The organism is Streptomyces sp. NBC_01410 (assembly GCF_045040195.1).
Lineage (GTDB): Bacteria > Actinomycetota > Actinomycetes > Streptomycetales > Streptomycetaceae > Streptomyces.
On sequence record NZ_CP109530.1, the window covers coordinates 3,949,870 to 3,965,360 of the forward strand.

The window sequence follows — 15,491 nt, forward strand, 5'->3', positions numbered from 1 at the left end:
GGACTGAGTTGGTCGGGTTTTTCCCTGACGCCCCGGTCCGCGTGACGCCCATTGCGAGTGGGTACCCGCCCGCCGCGGCCCCGCCGCATGCGCGCCCCCGCCCGTGCACCCATGCGCCCTGCGTGCAGGATCGATGCTCCGGGCCCCGCCCGAGACCCGCCCGTAACTCAAGGTGATGGCGGGAGTTGAGTGTGACGTGGAAGAGACCATCGGACTCACGGAAGCCGCACGGATCCCCCAACAGCGAGGTGAGCAGCTGCTGGACAATGCCGTGCGGTACGCGGAAGAGCGGCACTGGGACGTGTTCCCCGGCACCTGGCTGGAGGCGGTGGAGGGCAGGGAACTCTGCTCGTGCGGCGACACAGCGTGCCCGGCGCCCGGCGCCCACCCGGTCAGGCCGGACTGGGCGAATCAGGCGACAGGAAGCGCGGTCGCCGCACGCCGGCTGTGGTCGAAACACTCCAGGGCCTCGATCCTGCTGCCGACGGGCCGCACCTTCGACGCTCTCGAAGTCCCGGAGTCGGCGGGCTTCCTGGCGCTGGCGCGCCTGGAGCGGATGGACCTCCCGCTGGGCCCGGTGACCTGCACCCCCGACCGCCGGATGCTGTTCTTCGTACTGCCAGGAGCGGCGCCCAAGATCCCCGACATGATCAGCACCCTCGGCTGGACGCCGAGCGGCATCGATCTGATCGCGAGGGGCGAGGGCCATTATGTCGCCGCCCCGCCGACCCGGATCGGCGGATACGGCGCGGTGCAGTGGGCGCGCCGCCCCACCCCGGCCAACCGATGGCTGCCGGACGCGGAGGAGTTGATCAGCCCCCTGGCCTACGCGTGCGGGCGGGATGCGGCAGCGGAACGGGCCCGGCGCGGTTAGGTCGCGCCGTACATAAGGTGGTCCCCGTACAGACATACATACGGGGACATCGAAGGGCAGGGGCACCATGCCGGACCAGGCAATTGGAGCCGAGACGGCGGGCGGAGCGCGAACAGCGCCGCCCGCCGTTCGCGTTGAGGGACTATGGAAGAGGTTCGGCGAGCAGATCGCGGTCGCCGGTATCGATCTCACGCTCCCCGCGGGCAGGTTCATCGGCCTGGTCGGCCCGAACGGCGCGGGCAAGACGACAACCCTGTCGATGGTGACCGGCCTGCTCCGGCCCGACCAGGGCAGGGTCGAGGTGTCGGGCCACGACGTGTGGCGCGACCCGGTCGAGGTGAAGTCCCGCATCGGCGTACTGCCGGAGGGCCTGCGCCTGTTCGAGCGGCTCTCGGGCCGTGAACTGCTCGCGTACAACGGGCGGTTGCGGGGGCTGCCGGGCGAGGAGGTCGACCGGCGCGCGGCGCAGCTGCTCGACGTACTGGACCTGGCGGGCGCGCAGCACAAGCTGGTCGTCGACTACTCGACGGGCATGCGCAAGAAGATCGGTCTCGCAGCCGCGCTGCTCCACAATCCCGAAGTGCTGTTCCTGGACGAGCCCTTCGAGGGCGTCGACCCGGTCTCGGCGCAGACCATCCGCGGGGTCCTGGAGCGGTACACCGCCTCGGGTGCCACCGTCGTCTTCTCCAGCCATGTGATGGAGCTGGTGGAGTCGCTGTGCGACTGGGTGGCGGTGATGGCGGCGGGCCGTATCCGCGCGCAGGGACCGCTGGCCGAGGTACGCGGCGACGCGCCCTCGCTGCAGAGCGCCTTCCTGGAGCTGGTGGGCGCGAACGGCCGGGACCACGGGGCGTCCCTGGACTGGCTCGGCGGCGGTGGCGCCAGGTGAGCACCTCCGCACTCACCCCGGTCTTCGTCCGCCTCAAGCTGTCGCTGCTGCGCAACGGCCTGCGCCAGTCGTCGGGCCGCAGGGCCGCGTACATCTCGTCCGCCGTCGTCACGCTGCTCTTCGCGGCGCTCCAGCTCATCGGCCTGATCGCACTGCGCGGAAACGATCACGCGGCGTCGGTGGTCGTGCTGCTGACCGGGGTGCTCGCCCTTGGCTGGGCGGTCATGCCGCTGTTCTTCCCGAGCGGCGACGAGACGCTCGACCCGACGCGTCTGGTGATGCTGCCGCTGCGGCCGCGCCCGCTGGTCTCGGCGCTGCTGGCGGCCTCGCTGGTGGGCATCGGGCCGCTGTTCACGCTCTGTCTGGCGGTCGGTTCCGTGTTCGCGATCGCTCACGGTGCGACGGCGGTTGTGGTGTCCGTGATCGCCGTGCCGCTCACGCTGCTGGTGTGCGTGGCGCTCGCGCGGGCAGTCGCCGCCGCCAACATCCGCCTGCTGACCTCGCGCAAGGGCCGCGACCTGGCCGTGCTCAGCGGACTGGTGATCGCGGTGGGCATCCAGATCGTCAACTTCGGCGCCCAGCGCCTCGGCGACGCGGGCGGCCTCTCGGCGCTCGACCCGGTGACGGCGGTCGTACGGTGGCTTCCGCCGGCGTCCGCGATCGGCGCGGTGGACTCGGCGAGCGAGGGATCGTACGGGGCCGCGGTCGCCCAACTCGCCCTGTCCGTCCTCGCCCTGGCCCTGCTGCTGGGCTCCTGGGAGCGCAGCCTGACGAAGCTGATGACGACCCCGGACGGCTCGACCCTGGCGGCGGCGTCCGAGCCGACCCGCAAGGAGTCCGCCTCCGGCTTCCACCGTCTGCTGCCCGAGGGCCGTACGGGCACGGTGATGCAGCGCAGCCTGCGCTATGTGTGGCGTGACCCGAAGACCAAGGCGGCCTGGGTGACGGCGCTGGCGATCGGTCTGATCGTGCCGCTGTTCAACGCCCTTCAGGGCACCGGCTCGATCTACTTCGCCTGCTTCGCGGCGGGGATGCTCGGCATCCAGATGTACAACCAGTTCGGGCAGGACACCTCGGCGTTCTGGATGGTCGCGCTGACCATCTCGTCCACGAAGGACGCCTACACCGAACTGCGTGCCCGCGCCCTGGCGTTGCTCGTGATCACCCTTCCGTACACGGCGCTCGTCACGGTGCTCACCGCGTCGCTGCTGGGCAACTGGAAGGCCCTGCTGGAGGTGCTCGGCCTGTCCTTCGCGCTGCTGGGCGCGATGCTGGCGACGGGCGCGGTGGCCTCCGCGCGCTTCCCCTACTCGATCCCGCAGGACAGCGCGTACAAGAACGTCGCAGCCGGGCAGGTCGGGCTCGCCTGGATCTCGATCTTCGGCGGCATGATCTCGGCAGCCGTGCTGTGCGCGCCGGTGATCACCATTACGATCCTGCTGCACGCGGCGAGCGGCCAGTCGGCGACCTGGGTGCTGCTGCCGGTGGGCGCGGCGTACGGCCTGCTGATCGGCTGGGCGGGCGTACGGATGGCGGCGCCGCGGACGGCGAACCGGCTGCCCGAGATCCTGGCGGCGGTCAGCAAGGGCTGAGCCGGGGAGGGTTGAGGGGGCGGGCGCCCGCGTGTGGTGGCGTGCGGATAGCGTGACGATCATGTCTACGCCGCCCCCGAACCCCTACACGCAGCCGCAGTATCCGCAGAACCCGCAGCAGCCTCAGTACCCGCAGAACCCGCAGGGGTACGGGGGGCCGCCTGCCGGCCCGTATCAGCAGCAGCCCTACCCGGGTGCGGGCGGCCCCGGCGGCTGGGGCGGCCTGCCGATGGCGCCTCCCGTACCGCCGCCGAAGAAGGACCGCACCGTCATGGTCCTCAGCATCGTGGTGGGGTCCATCGCGGCACTCGTCGCTGTTGCCTGGCTGGTGAACAACGTCATTCGTCCCGCCGGAGAACGAGCCACGGGCGCGGGCTTCCCGAAGGCGGAGTACCGGCTCACCCTCCCCCCGACGCTGCTCGACGGAAAATACAAGCTCGCCGACGACCAGTCGGACAAGCACCAGGGCGCGCTGGCGGGAACGAGCGAGGCGAATATCCGCGACCCCCGGGGCTCCGTGGCCCAGTATGTGTCGGCGTCCGAGTCCGGTGTCCTGGTCATCTCGGGCCTGCACGGCCGTATCAAGGACCCTGATCTGGCCCGTACGAAACTGCTGGCGGGCGCCGGGCAGGCGGACGGCTCCACCATCGTCGTCCCTGCGGCGGACTTCACTCCGGCCGGCTCGGAGGTGCCGGTGAGCTGCCAGGTGGTGGTCACTCAGCAGACCACGGGCGGGAAGGCCACGCTCCCGATGTGCGCCTGGGCCGACGGCAACACCAGTGCGTCGGTGGCCATCGTCACGCCCGAGACCGCGAAGCAGTCCCCCCAGGAGGTCGACCTCAAGGCCGTGGCGGAGGCGACGGTGAAGGTACGTACGGAAACCCGCCAGCCGATCGGCTGACGGGTTTCCCTACGGCGCAACGCGGGTCCCTGATCGCTCAGTTCGCGAGCAGCGACTCCAGTATTGCCTCGTCCGGCGGCCGCACCCTCGTATCGACCCCGCTCGGGCACGACGGATTCAGCCGGAGCCTGGCCAGGTCGCGGCCTGCGACGCCCCAGGCGTACCAGGACGACCGTTCCCAGGCCAGCTGCGGCGGGTTGTACCAGCCGTCACCGAGGCCGCCGAGCACCACCTGGGGCTCGTCGAGCCCCGGTCCGAGCCGGTAGACCAGCCCGCCGAACACCGAGGCGTACACCTGGCCGCGGTGGACGCTCAGTTCGCCGTAGCTCGGCAGTTTGCCCGTCCGCAGGACCGTGCGCGTCTGGAGGTCCATGGCGAACCAGGCGCCCGCGAGGCGCTTGTAGACCCCGTACAGCACACCGTCACACACCTCGATGTGCTGAATGCTCGCGTACCCCTCGACCGGTGCGACCTCCCACAGCACCTCGCGGCGCCGCAGGTCGAAAGCGGCGATCGTCGCGCTCGGCCGGGTCGGCGGCACGCTGCCGCCGCCCCAGGTGTCACCGGCGAGATACGCGATCGGGCAGCCGTGCCGGTCGTCCAGCGCGACCGACATCACGCTCTGGTCGACGATGACGTCCCGGTAGACCTGGAGTCTGCACCGCCAGGTGTCCACCACGGTCAGCGCGCCCTTGAGCAGGCCGACGCCCGGGGCGCTCGACAGCAGCAGGCGTTCGCGGCCGAAGCGCGCGAAGTCCGTGGGCCGCTGCTGTTCGTGGTCGATGAAGCCCAGTGACTTGACCCTGCCGCGGTCCGGGTCGAGTTCGATCACCTCGGTGCTCGGGTACATCGCCGCGTACACCTTGCCGTCGATCACCCGCAGCTGTTTCGGCTCGCCCGCGACCCTGACCCGCTTGGGCGTGCCGCGCTCCGGCCGGTGTGTCGTGATCGAGAAGTGCCCGCCGACGTGGACCGACCCGTGCGACCCGTACGTCATGGACTGCACGGGATCCGGCCCTGACAGGCCCGCGTCGATCAGCTCCAGTATGTCCGACTGGCCGCCGGCCACATCGAGCCACCAGAGCCGGCCGCTGCCCGCGCCGCCGAGCAGAGTCCTGCCCCCGTCGAGCGGGATCAGCGCGCGGTGCTCGTCGCCGCTCACCGGCGCGACGACGGGCACGAGCGTGTCGCCGTCCCGCCGGTAGACGGTGCCGGTGGGGCGGCCGACGCAGTACAGCGTGCCGTCCTCCGTCATCGTCATCGCGTCTATCAGCCGCTCCGCCGCGGGCGTCGCGATCACCCGTGCGTCGCTGCCGTCGGGCGCCATGTCGACGAGGGACTTGGTGAGCGCCGCGATCACCCGGCCGCCGCGGGCGATCATTGCGGCCGCGCCGCCGTAGGGCGTCGGCGTGAGGTTCGTCTTCACGCCGGTCGTCCGGTCGTACGCGACGACATAGCCGGACGGCAGCGTGCCCGCGTAGACGTACCGGTCGTCGGCGGTGATCGCGCGCACGTACTGCTGGCCGGGCACGGCGTTGCCGAGATTGCGCAGGGTGCCGGTGGCCGGCTTGTACTCCCACACTTCGCCGCGCGGCGACGTGCCCGCATAGACCGTGCCGTCGGGCGCCGTGGTCAGACACCAGACGAAACCGCCCGACGGGCCCACCGTGCCGATCAGCTTCACCTCGCCGGTGGCCGGGTCGAAGCGGTAGATGTCCGGGAACGGATAGGTCCCGAGGTAGACCTGCCCGCCCGATACGGTCGCCGCCCAGCCGCCCTCGCCGCGCCCGAGCCGGACGGTTCTGGTGAGGGTTCTGGACGTCAGATCGATCTCGCCGAGGAGCGGCGGGCTCTGACCGCGGGCGACGACGTACGCGCGGTCGCCGAGGGTTGTCATGCCTACTATCGCGGCCGTCAACGATGCGACGCCGTAGGTCGAGAGGGGAGGACCCGAACAGTCCTCCGCCCCAGTGGTCGTACTCGTGTCACCGGTGGTGCTGGTCGCGCCGGCTCGGCCGGCTGGGTCTGCCGTGCTGGTGGTGCCTGCGGGGTCGGCCTTCGCCGTGCCCGGGACCGCGATCTGCCCCGCCACGGACGCCAGGGCGAACCCGGCCCCGGCATGCAATAACCGCCTGCGTTCCATGCGTCACTCCCTGAGACTCGGAGACCGTACTCAAGGTAGATGCGGAATCCACGGACCGTCAGCGATCTCGCACGGGTCGGATCAGAATGTCTCGCCGCTCGGCGTGTCGGAAGGATTAGCACCCGTATACGCTCCGCCCCCGAAGGCGGAACTCACGGCCGTCGCAACACCCCTGACCCAGCGGCAGTTTCCAGACGATGCGGCCTTCTCGCACGGAGGGTCGTCCGTACATCTGCGCAGCTCAGAAGATAGTTTTCTCTTGCACCACCGAAGATCGTCCACATGCTGGACACCCCTCCGCACCCGCCCCGAGCTGCCCGAACGACCATTCGGTCACCACCGAACGAACGTACGCGGCCGGAAACGCGCGATCGATGTGCACTCACTGTCCGCATGCGCAAGACTCCCGACCGCAATCACCCCTCGAGCGAAGGAGTTTTCACACATGCGTTACATCCGAAACACAGTCGCCGCAGTCGCCACGGCATCTGCACTTGTGCTGACCGGCACCACGGCGACCGGCGTCGCCCAGGCCGCCCAGCCCACGCAGGCCACGCAGCCCACTCAGCAGCCCGCACAGGCGAAGAGCCTGTACGCCCCCTCGGCCCTCGTCCTCACGATCGGCATGGGCGAGACCGCCGCGACCGCCACGGTGGAGCGCGCCGTCACCCTGACCTGCGCCCCGCGCCCCGACGGCACGCATCCCGCCGCCGCGGCCGCGTGCACGGAACTGCGCCTCGTCGACGGCCAGTTCACCGCGCTGGCGGAGGAGACCTCGCACAAGATGTGTACGCGCCAGTGGAACCCCGTGGTGATCAGCGCCCAGGGTGTCTGGCAGGGCAAGCGGGTCGACTGGTCGGCCATGTACGGCAACCCGTGCGAGATGGAAGGACGCATGGGCGACGGCGCGGTCTTCTCGTTCTGACCGGTCCGCCCACCCGACGTTCCACGAGGCCGTCAGCGCTCCCCCGCAGTAGACGGCCTCGAACCTGAACGTCACGAGGCCCGCCTCGCCGACCGCCCAGCCGTTGCCGTCACGGCTGATGGCGGTCCCCATCCCCGCAGGGACTAGGGCCCTGTCCGGTCGATCAGGCCGGGCTCATGGCGTCAGGACGCCGTCGAGGAACGGCTCGATCGCCGTCCGCCAGCCCTCCGGCTGGTCGTAGTGCACCAGGTGGCCGGCGTCCGCCACCTCCCCGTACTGACCCCGCGGCAGGACCCGCACCATCTCCTGGGCCTCCGCGCGGCCGAGTTCGCCGTCCAGGCCGCGGACCACCAGCGTCGGGCACTGGACCTGGGCCAGTTCATCCCAGTGCGCGTCATGGACCCAGGTCTCGCGGGACTTGAGCATCTGGCGCCGGGAGAAGACCGGCCGCCAGCCGTCCGCCCGCTCCGCCATGACCTCCGCGAAGAACTCACCGCGGGCCGGATTGTTGCGCTCCACCCAGGGGTCGTCCTCGCCGAACCACTTCCGTACGTCCGCGAGCGTCGCGAAGGGGACCGGCCAGGAGCGGAACCAGTCCTCCCATTCGCGCTGCGAGGCCGCCCCGAGCGCCGAGGCCCGCATGTCGCAGATGATCAGGGCCTGGACGAGGTCCGGTCGCTTGGCCGCAAGCTGCCAGGCGGTCAGCGCGCCCATCGAGTGGCCGATCAGGGTCACCGGGGCCAGCCCCAGCTGTTCGACCGCTTCCTCCGCGTCGGCGACGTACGCCTCGCGGGTGAAGGGGCCCTCCGCCGGCTTGTCGCTGCGGCCGTGGCCGCGCTGGTCGAGGGCGACCGCCCGGTGGCGCTCGGCCAGCCAGCGGGCCGTCGACGCCCAGTGCGAGGCACGGCCCATCAGGCCGTGGAGCAGTAATACCCCGGGGGAGCGTTCCGCCTCGCCGCGCCCCTTGGGCGGATCCGCGAACTCCCAGGCAGCCAGGCGTACGCCCTCGGCTCCGGTCACATCGATGCGCCGCACCATCTGGCCTGGCACCCCCTTCTCTCCCCCGGTGGTCGAGCTCCGTCTCGTCCTGCCAGACTATCGAACCTATATTCGAAAACCGCGTTCTGGCGCGCAACACCGCTCGTTCGAGTGACCGTGCTCGAGGATTGACTCACGTGGCCGTGGGGAGATCTTCAGCGGGAGGCGGGCCGCTCGGGGAAGAGGGTCCGAGGGGATTGACCTTGAGAGCTCGGGGCTCCGGGTCAGCACAGGGGAGGACGGGCCCCGGCGCCCATGGGCGCCGGGGCCTTCCCCTGAAGAAGGGACGTACGGGTCGTCGATCGGGACGCTCGGGCTGTGCACGATGCACAGGCGGTACGCGGTGCACGGGATGTGCTGAGCACGCTGCGGTGCGCGCGGGGCGTACGACGGGCGCATACCGTGATCCTCCCCCTGGCTTCGCCGGGTGGACTCCCACCCCGGCCACGGGTCATATGCCTCAGCCACAGCCTGGCACGCGATTCGCCCGGGCGCTGCCATTCCGGACGGAAAACGGTTACTGGCGGGTGAACAACAGCTACAGGCCGACGCCGGCGACCGCCCTACTGCTTGGCCACGAAGACATGCGAGGCGACATCCGCCTGCAGCTCCGCCGCCTCCCCACTGCTGCCCACCAGCACTCCGCCCGCGGACTCCGTCACGCTGACCACCGAACCGGGCTGCACGCCCGCCCGCCGCAGTGTGTACATCAGCTGCGCGTCCGTCTGGATCGGCTCGCCAATTCGGCGTACGACCACGGTCTTGCCGTCCGCGCCCGGGTCCAGATCGGCCAGCGAGACCATGCCGTCGTCGAGGAAGGGGTCGGCCTCCGCCTTCTCGCCCAGCTCCTCCAGGCCCGGGATCGGGTTCCCGTACGGAGACTCCGTCGGGTGGCGCAGCAGCTCCAGCACCCGCCGCTCCACCGCCTCGCTCATCACATGCTCCCAGCGGCACGCCTCCGCATGGACCTGCTCCCACTCCAGGCCGATCACGTCGACGAGCAGACACTCGGCGAGCCGGTGCTTGCGCATCACGCGCGTCGCCAGCCGCCGGCCCTCCTCGGTCAGCTCCAGGTGGCGGTCGCCCGCGACCTGCACCAAGCCGTCCCGTTCCATACGCGCCACGGTCTGGCTCACCGTCGGGCCGCTCTGGTCGAGCCGCTCAGCGATACGGGCGCGCATGGGCACCACACCTTCCTCTTCCAGTTCGAGGATGGTGCGGAGATACATCTCCGTCGTGTCGATCAGTCCGGACATACGTGCCCCTCGATGCTGTGACTTGAAAATCAGTCGTGCGCTGGCCCCGACTCAATTCTTGCGCATCCCACCGACAACCGTGCCGTGCCCGGGGAAGCCCGTCGGTGAGAGCGTATTGACAGGGGAATGGTCCAGACCGCAACGTGATCGACGGCACTGGTATTCCCCCAGCGGCCCGTCTGCGTACTCCTTACGTACCCATCCGCGTTCCCACCCCACGGAAAGGGCTCGGCGATGAGCGAGAGCAAGCTGGCCGGTCAGTTCTTCGACGCCGCGATCGGTCTGCTGCAGCGCGTACGGGACGAGGAGGCCGCGAACGTCGCCGACGCCGGGGCCGCGATCGCCGACACCGTCGCCGCGGGCGGCCGCCTCTTCGCCTTCGGCGCCGGGCACTCCTCACTCGCCGCGCAGGACGTCGTCTACCGCGCGGGCGGATTCGCCCTGATGAACCTGCTCGCCGTCCCCGGCGTGGTGGGCGTCGACGTCATGCCCGCGACACTGGGCTCGGCACTGGAACGCGTGGAGGGGCTCGCGGGCGCGGTCCTGGACTCCAGCCCCGCCAGGTCCGGCGACGTCCTCGTGATCATCTCCCTGTCCGGGCGCAACGCCCTGCCCGTCGAGATGGCCATGAACGCGCGGGCGCTCGGACTCAAGGTCATCGGCGTGACGTCGGTGGCGTACGCGGAAGAGACCAAGTCCCGGCATGTCTCCGGCACCTTCCTGAAGGACCACTGCGACATCGTCCTCGACTCGAAGATCGCGGTCGGCGACGCGGAGCTCACGCACGAAGGCATCGAAGCGCCGTTCGCGCCCGCGTCCACCGTCGTCACCAGCGCGCTGATGCAGGCGACGATGGCGGCGGCGGCCGAGCAGCTCGTGGAGCGGGGGATCGAGCCGCCGCTGCTGCGCTCGGGGAACGTGGACGGCGGGCACGACTGGAACGGACGCGTGATGACGGAGTACAGGGACCGCATCTTCTTCCGGCACTAGGTCCACGCCGGACCCCCGGTTCCACGCGCCCTTACTCCTCCGCCCGCCCCGCCAGATCCAGCGACGCCGCCGCCAGCACCGCCACACTCTCCGCGTACATCGCGTCCGCCCGCTCGAACGCCGGCCGGCTCGCCCCCCGCAGGAACGTCACCACGCCCAGCGTCCGCCCCCGGCTCCGCAGCACCGTGCACAGCGCGTGCACCGCGTCCCGCGGCCACTGGCGGTCCGCCGCCCAGTCACCCGCCGCCGACGCGGGCGCGCTCGCCCGGACCGAACCATTGCGGTCGGCCGCCTGCAGCGCCGGGTGGCCCGGCGAATAGCGGACCGGGAAGCCGCCGCCCGCCACCGGGACGCACGGGCCCGGCGCACCAGACGGGGTCGCCGCCGCGCGGACCAGGCGTTCACCGTCCGGCTCCATCAGATCGAGCAGCGCATGGTCCGCGAAACCCGCCAGCGCGAAGTCCAGATACGCCGTCGCCGCCTCCATCGGGTCCTCGCACTCCGCCGCGGCCCGCCCGGCCCGGTGCAGCTGACTCGACCGGAAGCGCAGCCGGTCCGCCTCCTGCTCCGCCAGCTTCGACTCCGTCACGTCGTGGAACAGCCACCCCACCCCGAGCGGCACCGGCTCCTCCGCCAGCGGCGAGGCCAGCCGCAGAAAACCACTCCGCCAGCACCGGCGCCGCTCCCCCTGCGTCGTGCTCAGCGTCACCCACAGCTCCGCAAGGCCCCGCGGCGCGCCCTCCGCCAGCACATGATGGAGCGCGCCCTCCAGCTCCTCGACGCCCTGGACGACCAGCTCACCCAGCGGCCGCCCGAGCGGAGACGTACGCCCCGCGCCCAGCGCGCGCGCCGCATAGCTGTTGACGACGGTCGGCCGAAGATCCACATCGACCAGGACCACACCCCAGGACGCGTCGTCGAACAGCGCCTCGCTCAGCGCGATGGACCGCTCCAGATCGATCTGCGCATGCACCTCGCTGAACGCGCAGTACACCCCCGCGGGCTTCCCGTCCGCGCCCAGCACCCGCGCCGACTGGGTCCGTACGAGAACCCGCCCGCCGTCCTTGCGCAGCAGCGCGAACTCATGGACCTGCCGCCCGGGAGCGTCCATCGCGGCCATCAGCCGCCCCTGCACCTCCCCGGCATCCGCGGTCCGCACCGCCCACCCGGCGAACCCGCGCCGCCCCACGGCCTCCTCGGACGACCAGCCGAGAATCCGCTCCGCCTCACGGTTCCAGTGCGTGATCGTGCCGCCGGCGTCGAAAGCGCACAGGGCGGCATCCATCCCGTCGAGCAGCGCCGCGAGCAACTCCGACCCGGGCACCGGCGCAGAATCGTCCAACCCCGCGCCCTCCCGGTCCGGCTCGTCGGGCCCCAGCGCACTGGTGGTCTCACTCCTGGAAGCACTCATCCTGAACCCCCTGGCAGGACGTGTCCGCGCGAACTGTGCACGTCAGATCATTCAACTGGAACGTGACACAGGACACACCCTGTTCCCGGAAATCGTTGCCTCCCGGAAATTCGCTTGTGAGGTCCCGGACCGGTTCCTAAGGTGTGGGGCACACATGAAAGGAGGTGCTCCGGAAGTGATTTCTTCTCGGACTCGTGAGGTGGCTGCGGGCTGACGGCCCGTCGTCGCACTCTGTGTGCAGCCGACTGACCGTCGGCCGAAATTCCAAGCAGTCACCGACCCGCGGGCTCGCCGGTATGTCCGGCCGGCTCCTCCGCAAGGAGGGACCAGAGCCCGCGGGTTTCTGCGTTTCCGGGCACCCGGACGTCACGGCGCCAGCCGCTCCACCTGCCACGCCGGTGCCTCAGCCCCCTCCGCCCCCGTACCGACATACCGCAGCCTGTCGTGCAGCCGGTTCTCGTGGCCCTGCCAGAACTCCATCGCCTGCGGTTCGACCCGGTAGCCGCCCCACTCCGGCGGGGCCGGGATCTGTTCGCCCTCGGGGTAGCGGGTGGCCAGCTCCTCGTATCTGCGCAGCAGGTCGTCGCGTGAGCCGATCACCGAGGACTGTTCGCTCGCCCAGGCGCCCAGCTGCGAGCCGTGCGGGCGGCTTCGGAAGTACGCGGCCGTCTCGTCGCGGCCGATGCGGGCCGCCGTGCCCGTGACGATGACCTGGCGGGCCAGCGGGTGCCAGGGGAAGAGCAGGGCGACGTGCGGGTTGGCGGCGAGTTCCTGGCCCTTGCGGGAGCCGTAGTTGGTGTAGAAGACGAAGCCGTGCGCGTCGTACTGCTTGAGCAGCACCGTGCGCGAGGACGGGTGGCCGTCGGGTGTCGCGGTGGAGACGATCATGGCGTTCGGTTCGTGCAGACCGGCGAACGCGGCCTCCTCGAACCAGTGGGCGAACTGTTCCATGGGGTCGTCGGCCAGATCCGTCTCCAGCAGCGGTGTGGAGCGGTACTGCTTGCGCATGACGGCGGGGTCGTACGGCAGCGGATCGGGCTGCGGGGCGTCGGGAACCGGGTTCGGGGCGGCGTGGTCGGTCACGGGGCCATATTGCCGCAGGGGCCGAGTTTGCCCGGCACGGAGTGCCGCTAATCCTGCCCGTCCGGAACGCGGCAGTGTGCCGGATGTCACGCTTCCCCGCATGAGGCGGACCCGCCAAAATCTTGGGTCGGGCCGCTGTGGCCTCCCTACAGCAGGGGATATCGTGCCTGCCTCCCCGCCGGTTGGGTGACCACCTCCCGCACGGGGCATCACCGGAGTGACAGATCCACTCCGACCCCTGCTCGTCGTACACATCTTGAGGAGCCGCCTGATGTCCGACTTCGTACCTGGACTCGAAGGAGTCGTCGCGTTCGAGACGGAGATCGCCGAACCCGACAAGGAGGGCGGCTCCCTGCGCTACCGAGGTGTCGACATCGAGGATCTTGTCGGCCACGTCGGGTTCGGGAATGTGTGGGGGCTGCTGGTCGACGGCGCGTTCAACCCCGGTCTGCCGGCCGCCGAGCCCTTCCCGATTCCCGTGCACTCCGGTGACATCCGTGTCGATGTGCAGTCGGCGCTGGCGATGCTCGCCCCGGTGTGGGGTCTGAGGCCGCTGCTGGACATCGACGAGGCGCAGGCCCGTGACGATCTGGCCCGTGCCGCGGTGATGGCTCTGTCGTACGTCGCCCAGTCGGCGCGCGGCCAGGGGCTGCCGATGGTGCCGCAGAGCGAGATCGACAAGGCGGAGTCCGTCGTGGAGCGGTTCATGATCCGCTGGCGCGGTGAGCCGGACCCGCGGCACGTCAAGGCTGTGGACGCGTACTGGACCTCGGCCGCCGAGCACGGAATGAACGCCTCCACGTTCACCGCGCGCGTGATCGCTTCCACGGGCGCGGATGTCGCGGCGGCGCTCTCCGGCGCGGTCGGCGCCATGTCGGGGCCGCTGCACGGTGGTGCTCCCTCCCGTGTGCTCGGGATGATCGAGGAGATCGAGCGCACGGGAGACGCGACGGCGTATGTGAAGCGGGCTCTGGACAAGGGCGAGCGGCTGATGGGCTTCGGGCACCGGGTCTACCGCGCCGAGGACCCGCGGGCGCGGGTCCTGCGCCGTACGGCCAAGGAGCTGGACGCGCCGCGGTTCGAGGTGGCCGAGGCACTGGAGAGGGCCGCGCTGGACGAGCTGCACAATCGGCGCCCGGACCGGGTTCTGGCGACGAACGTGGAGTTCTGGGCGGCGATCATGCTGGACTTCGCGGAGATCCCGGCGCACATGTTCACGTCGATGTTCACCTGTGCCCGTACGGCCGGCTGGTCGGCGCACATCCTGGAGCAGAAGCGCACGGGCCGCCTGGTGCGGCCGTCGGCGCGCTATGTCGGTCCTGCGGCGCGGGACCCGCGCGAGATCGTCGGTTACGAGGACATCGCGGGCTGACGCTCCTGGTTCAGCAGGTCCGCGTGGTGGCGGGCGGCGACCAGCGGGTGTGCCCGCAGTTTCCCCTTGAGTTCGTTGCGGCCGTACTCCGCGAACAGCGGGTTCGCCGGGTCCGCCGTCACGCCCGGCGCGTTCGCCGCGTACGGGAAGGACAGCGGTTCGATACGGGCGTCCAGGCGCGGGTTGTAGAAGAACGGCACGGAGTAGCGCTCGACGGCTCCGGGCGGGCTGACCACGCGGTGGTTGGTGGCCTTGAGGTAGCCGTTGGTGGCGACTTCGAGGAGTTCGCCGAGGTTGACGACGAAGGCACCGGGCAGCGGCGGCACCTCGTGGAACTGCCCGTCCCCGCGTTCGACCTGGAGTCCGCCTATCTCGTCCTGGTGCAGCAGGGTGAGGAAGCCGTAGTCCTTGTGGGCGCCGACGCCCTGGCCGCCCTCGGGGCCGCTGCCCGGGTAGCGCACCAGCTTGAGGTGGAGGTGGGCGCGGTCGCCGAAGACGTCGTCGTAGAAGCCGGGGGGCGCGCCGATGGCGGCGAGCAGTTCGTGCAGCAGCCTGTCGGCGACGGAGCTGAGCCGGTCGATCCAGGTGAGTGCGGCGGTACGCAGTTGGGGCAGGGCGGCGGGCCACTGGTTGGGTCCCTGCAGCCACCAGTAGGCGGGTTCGCCGGGGCCGGGCACGTGGGCGGGCCGTTCGGCGCCGATGTCGAGCTGGTCGCGCCAGTCCTGGGCGCCGCCGGTGCGTTCGTCGCCGATGCGCGTGTAGCCGCGGAAGTGCGGCGAGTTGATGTTGTCGATGGCGAGCCGGTCGGCTTCGGGCAGCGCGAAGAAGGCTCGCATGGCGCTGGTGAGGGCGGCGGTTTCGGCCTCGGTGACGCCGTGGCCGGTGAGCTGGAAGAAACCGACGTCGTGGGCGGCACTGTGCAGCTGGGCGTGCAGCAGGGCCCGGGCCTGGGGGCCGCGGTCGGCGGCCGAGAGGTCGATGACGGGGAGCTGAAGGTACGACATGGATGCATCCGCG

General features: G+C 70.8%; 13 protein-coding genes. 7 read left to right on the forward strand and 6 right to left on the reverse strand.

Translation table 11 applies throughout. The features are described 5' to 3' along the window. Positions 1–175 precede the first annotated feature (175 nt). From OG741_RS17975 to OG741_RS17990, 4 genes are all read left to right on the forward strand, one after another. A complete protein-coding gene (locus tag OG741_RS17975) occupies positions 176–874 on the forward strand; it encodes a bifunctional DNA primase/polymerase (protein ID WP_405599077.1) in 699 nt (232 codons plus the stop codon). Between the two features lie 67 nt (positions 875–941). Next, entirely contained in the window at positions 942–1,763 is an 822-nt protein-coding gene (locus OG741_RS17980) for an ABC transporter ATP-binding protein (protein ID WP_405599078.1), read from the forward strand. Next, complete coding sequence (locus OG741_RS17985) at positions 1,760–3,355, forward strand: transporter (RefSeq protein ID WP_405599081.1); 1,596 nt, start codon at positions 1,760–1,762, stop codon at positions 3,353–3,355. The genes OG741_RS17980 and OG741_RS17985 overlap by 4 nt, the downstream gene beginning before the upstream one ends. Positions 3,356–3,416: 61 nt before the next feature. After that, positions 3,417–4,256, forward strand: coding sequence for a hypothetical protein (locus OG741_RS17990; protein ID WP_405599083.1), 840 nt, complete (start codon positions 3,417–3,419; stop codon positions 4,254–4,256). 37 nt (positions 4,257–4,293) lie between these two features. Here OG741_RS17990 and OG741_RS17995 read toward each other — a convergent pair whose 3' ends face one another. Further along, complete coding sequence (locus OG741_RS17995; protein WP_405599086.1) at positions 4,294–6,399, reverse strand: hypothetical protein; 2,106 nt, start codon at positions 6,397–6,399, stop codon at positions 4,294–4,296. 445 nt (positions 6,400–6,844) lie between these two features. On the opposite strand from OG741_RS17995, the gene OG741_RS18000 reads away from it, so the two are divergent. Continuing rightward, on the forward strand, positions 6,845–7,324 hold the full coding sequence (locus OG741_RS18000; RefSeq protein ID WP_405599088.1) for a subtilase-type protease inhibitor: 480 nt from the start codon (positions 6,845–6,847) through the stop codon (positions 7,322–7,324). A 174-nt stretch (positions 7,325–7,498) separates the two neighbouring features. On the opposite strand, the gene OG741_RS18005 is transcribed toward OG741_RS18000, so the two are convergent. After that, complete coding sequence (locus OG741_RS18005) at positions 7,499–8,362, reverse strand: alpha/beta fold hydrolase (protein WP_405605631.1); 864 nt, start codon at positions 8,360–8,362, stop codon at positions 7,499–7,501. Positions 8,363–8,925: 563 nt separating this feature from the next. Beyond that, positions 8,926–9,618, reverse strand: coding sequence for a metal-dependent transcriptional regulator (locus tag OG741_RS18010; protein WP_266481488.1), 693 nt, complete (start codon positions 9,616–9,618; stop codon positions 8,926–8,928). A 234-nt stretch (positions 9,619–9,852) separates the two neighbouring features. Here OG741_RS18010 and OG741_RS18015 point away from each other — a divergent pair, with 234 nt between their 5' ends. Further along, the gene (locus OG741_RS18015; RefSeq protein WP_405599090.1) at positions 9,853–10,608 is read left to right on the forward strand and encodes an SIS domain-containing protein; all 756 of its coding nucleotides are present in this window, start codon (positions 9,853–9,855) and stop codon (positions 10,606–10,608) included. Positions 10,609–10,639: 31 nt separating this feature from the next. Here the strand turns inward: OG741_RS18015 and OG741_RS18020 are convergent, their stop codons facing one another. Both OG741_RS18020 and pdxH read right to left on the reverse strand, forming a co-directional pair. After that, positions 10,640–12,019 carry a PAS domain-containing protein gene (locus OG741_RS18020; protein ID WP_405599092.1) on the reverse strand — a complete coding sequence of 460 codons (1,380 nt, stop codon included), beginning with the start codon at positions 12,017–12,019 and terminating at the stop codon, positions 10,640–10,642. Between the two features lie 366 nt (positions 12,020–12,385). Further along, complete coding sequence (pdxH, locus tag OG741_RS18025; protein ID WP_405605633.1) at positions 12,386–13,027, reverse strand: pyridoxamine 5'-phosphate oxidase; 642 nt, start codon at positions 13,025–13,027, stop codon at positions 12,386–12,388. A 346-nt stretch (positions 13,028–13,373) separates the two neighbouring features. On the opposite strand from pdxH, the gene OG741_RS18030 reads away from it, so the two are divergent. After that, positions 13,374–14,474: a citrate synthase 2 gene (locus OG741_RS18030; protein ID WP_405599094.1), complete on the forward strand. Its 1,101-nt coding sequence runs from the start codon at positions 13,374–13,376 to the stop codon at positions 14,472–14,474. On the opposite strand, the gene OG741_RS18035 is transcribed toward OG741_RS18030, so the two are convergent. After that, positions 14,453–15,478: an isopenicillin N synthase family dioxygenase gene (locus tag OG741_RS18035; RefSeq protein WP_405599097.1), complete on the reverse strand. Its 1,026-nt coding sequence runs from the start codon at positions 15,476–15,478 to the stop codon at positions 14,453–14,455. The two genes, OG741_RS18030 and OG741_RS18035, sit on opposite strands and share 22 nt — an antisense overlap. Positions 15,479–15,491 lie beyond the last annotated feature (13 nt).

Excerpts from the sequence above, each read along its gene's own strand:
- OG741_RS17975 (WP_405599077.1), top strand. The coding sequence starts at position 176 with ATGGCGGGAGTTGAGTGTGACGTGGAAGAGACCATCGGACTCACGGAA.
- OG741_RS17980 (WP_405599078.1), top strand. The coding sequence starts at position 942 with ATGCCGGACCAGGCAATTGGAGCCGAGACGGCGGGCGGAGCGCGAACA.
- OG741_RS17990 (WP_405599083.1), top strand. The coding sequence starts at position 3,417 with ATGTCTACGCCGCCCCCGAACCCCTACACGCAGCCGCAGTATCCGCAG.
- OG741_RS17995 (WP_405599086.1), bottom strand. The coding sequence starts at position 6,399 with ATGGAACGCAGGCGGTTATTGCATGCCGGGGCCGGGTTCGCCCTGGCG.
- OG741_RS18000 (WP_405599088.1), top strand. The coding sequence starts at position 6,845 with ATGCGTTACATCCGAAACACAGTCGCCGCAGTCGCCACGGCATCTGCA.
- OG741_RS18005 (WP_405605631.1), bottom strand. The coding sequence starts at position 8,362 with ATGGTGCGGCGCATCGATGTGACCGGAGCCGAGGGCGTACGCCTGGCT.
- OG741_RS18010 (WP_266481488.1), bottom strand. The coding sequence starts at position 9,618 with ATGTCCGGACTGATCGACACGACGGAGATGTATCTCCGCACCATCCTC.
- OG741_RS18015 (WP_405599090.1), top strand. The coding sequence starts at position 9,853 with ATGAGCGAGAGCAAGCTGGCCGGTCAGTTCTTCGACGCCGCGATCGGT.
- OG741_RS18020 (WP_405599092.1), bottom strand. The coding sequence starts at position 12,019 with ATGAGTGCTTCCAGGAGTGAGACCACCAGTGCGCTGGGGCCCGACGAG.
- pdxH (WP_405605633.1), bottom strand. The coding sequence starts at position 13,027 with ATGCGCAAGCAGTACCGCTCCACACCGCTGCTGGAGACGGATCTGGCC.
- OG741_RS18030 (WP_405599094.1), top strand. The coding sequence starts at position 13,374 with ATGTCCGACTTCGTACCTGGACTCGAAGGAGTCGTCGCGTTCGAGACG.
- OG741_RS18035 (WP_405599097.1), bottom strand. The coding sequence starts at position 15,478 with ATGTCGTACCTTCAGCTCCCCGTCATCGACCTCTCGGCCGCCGACCGC.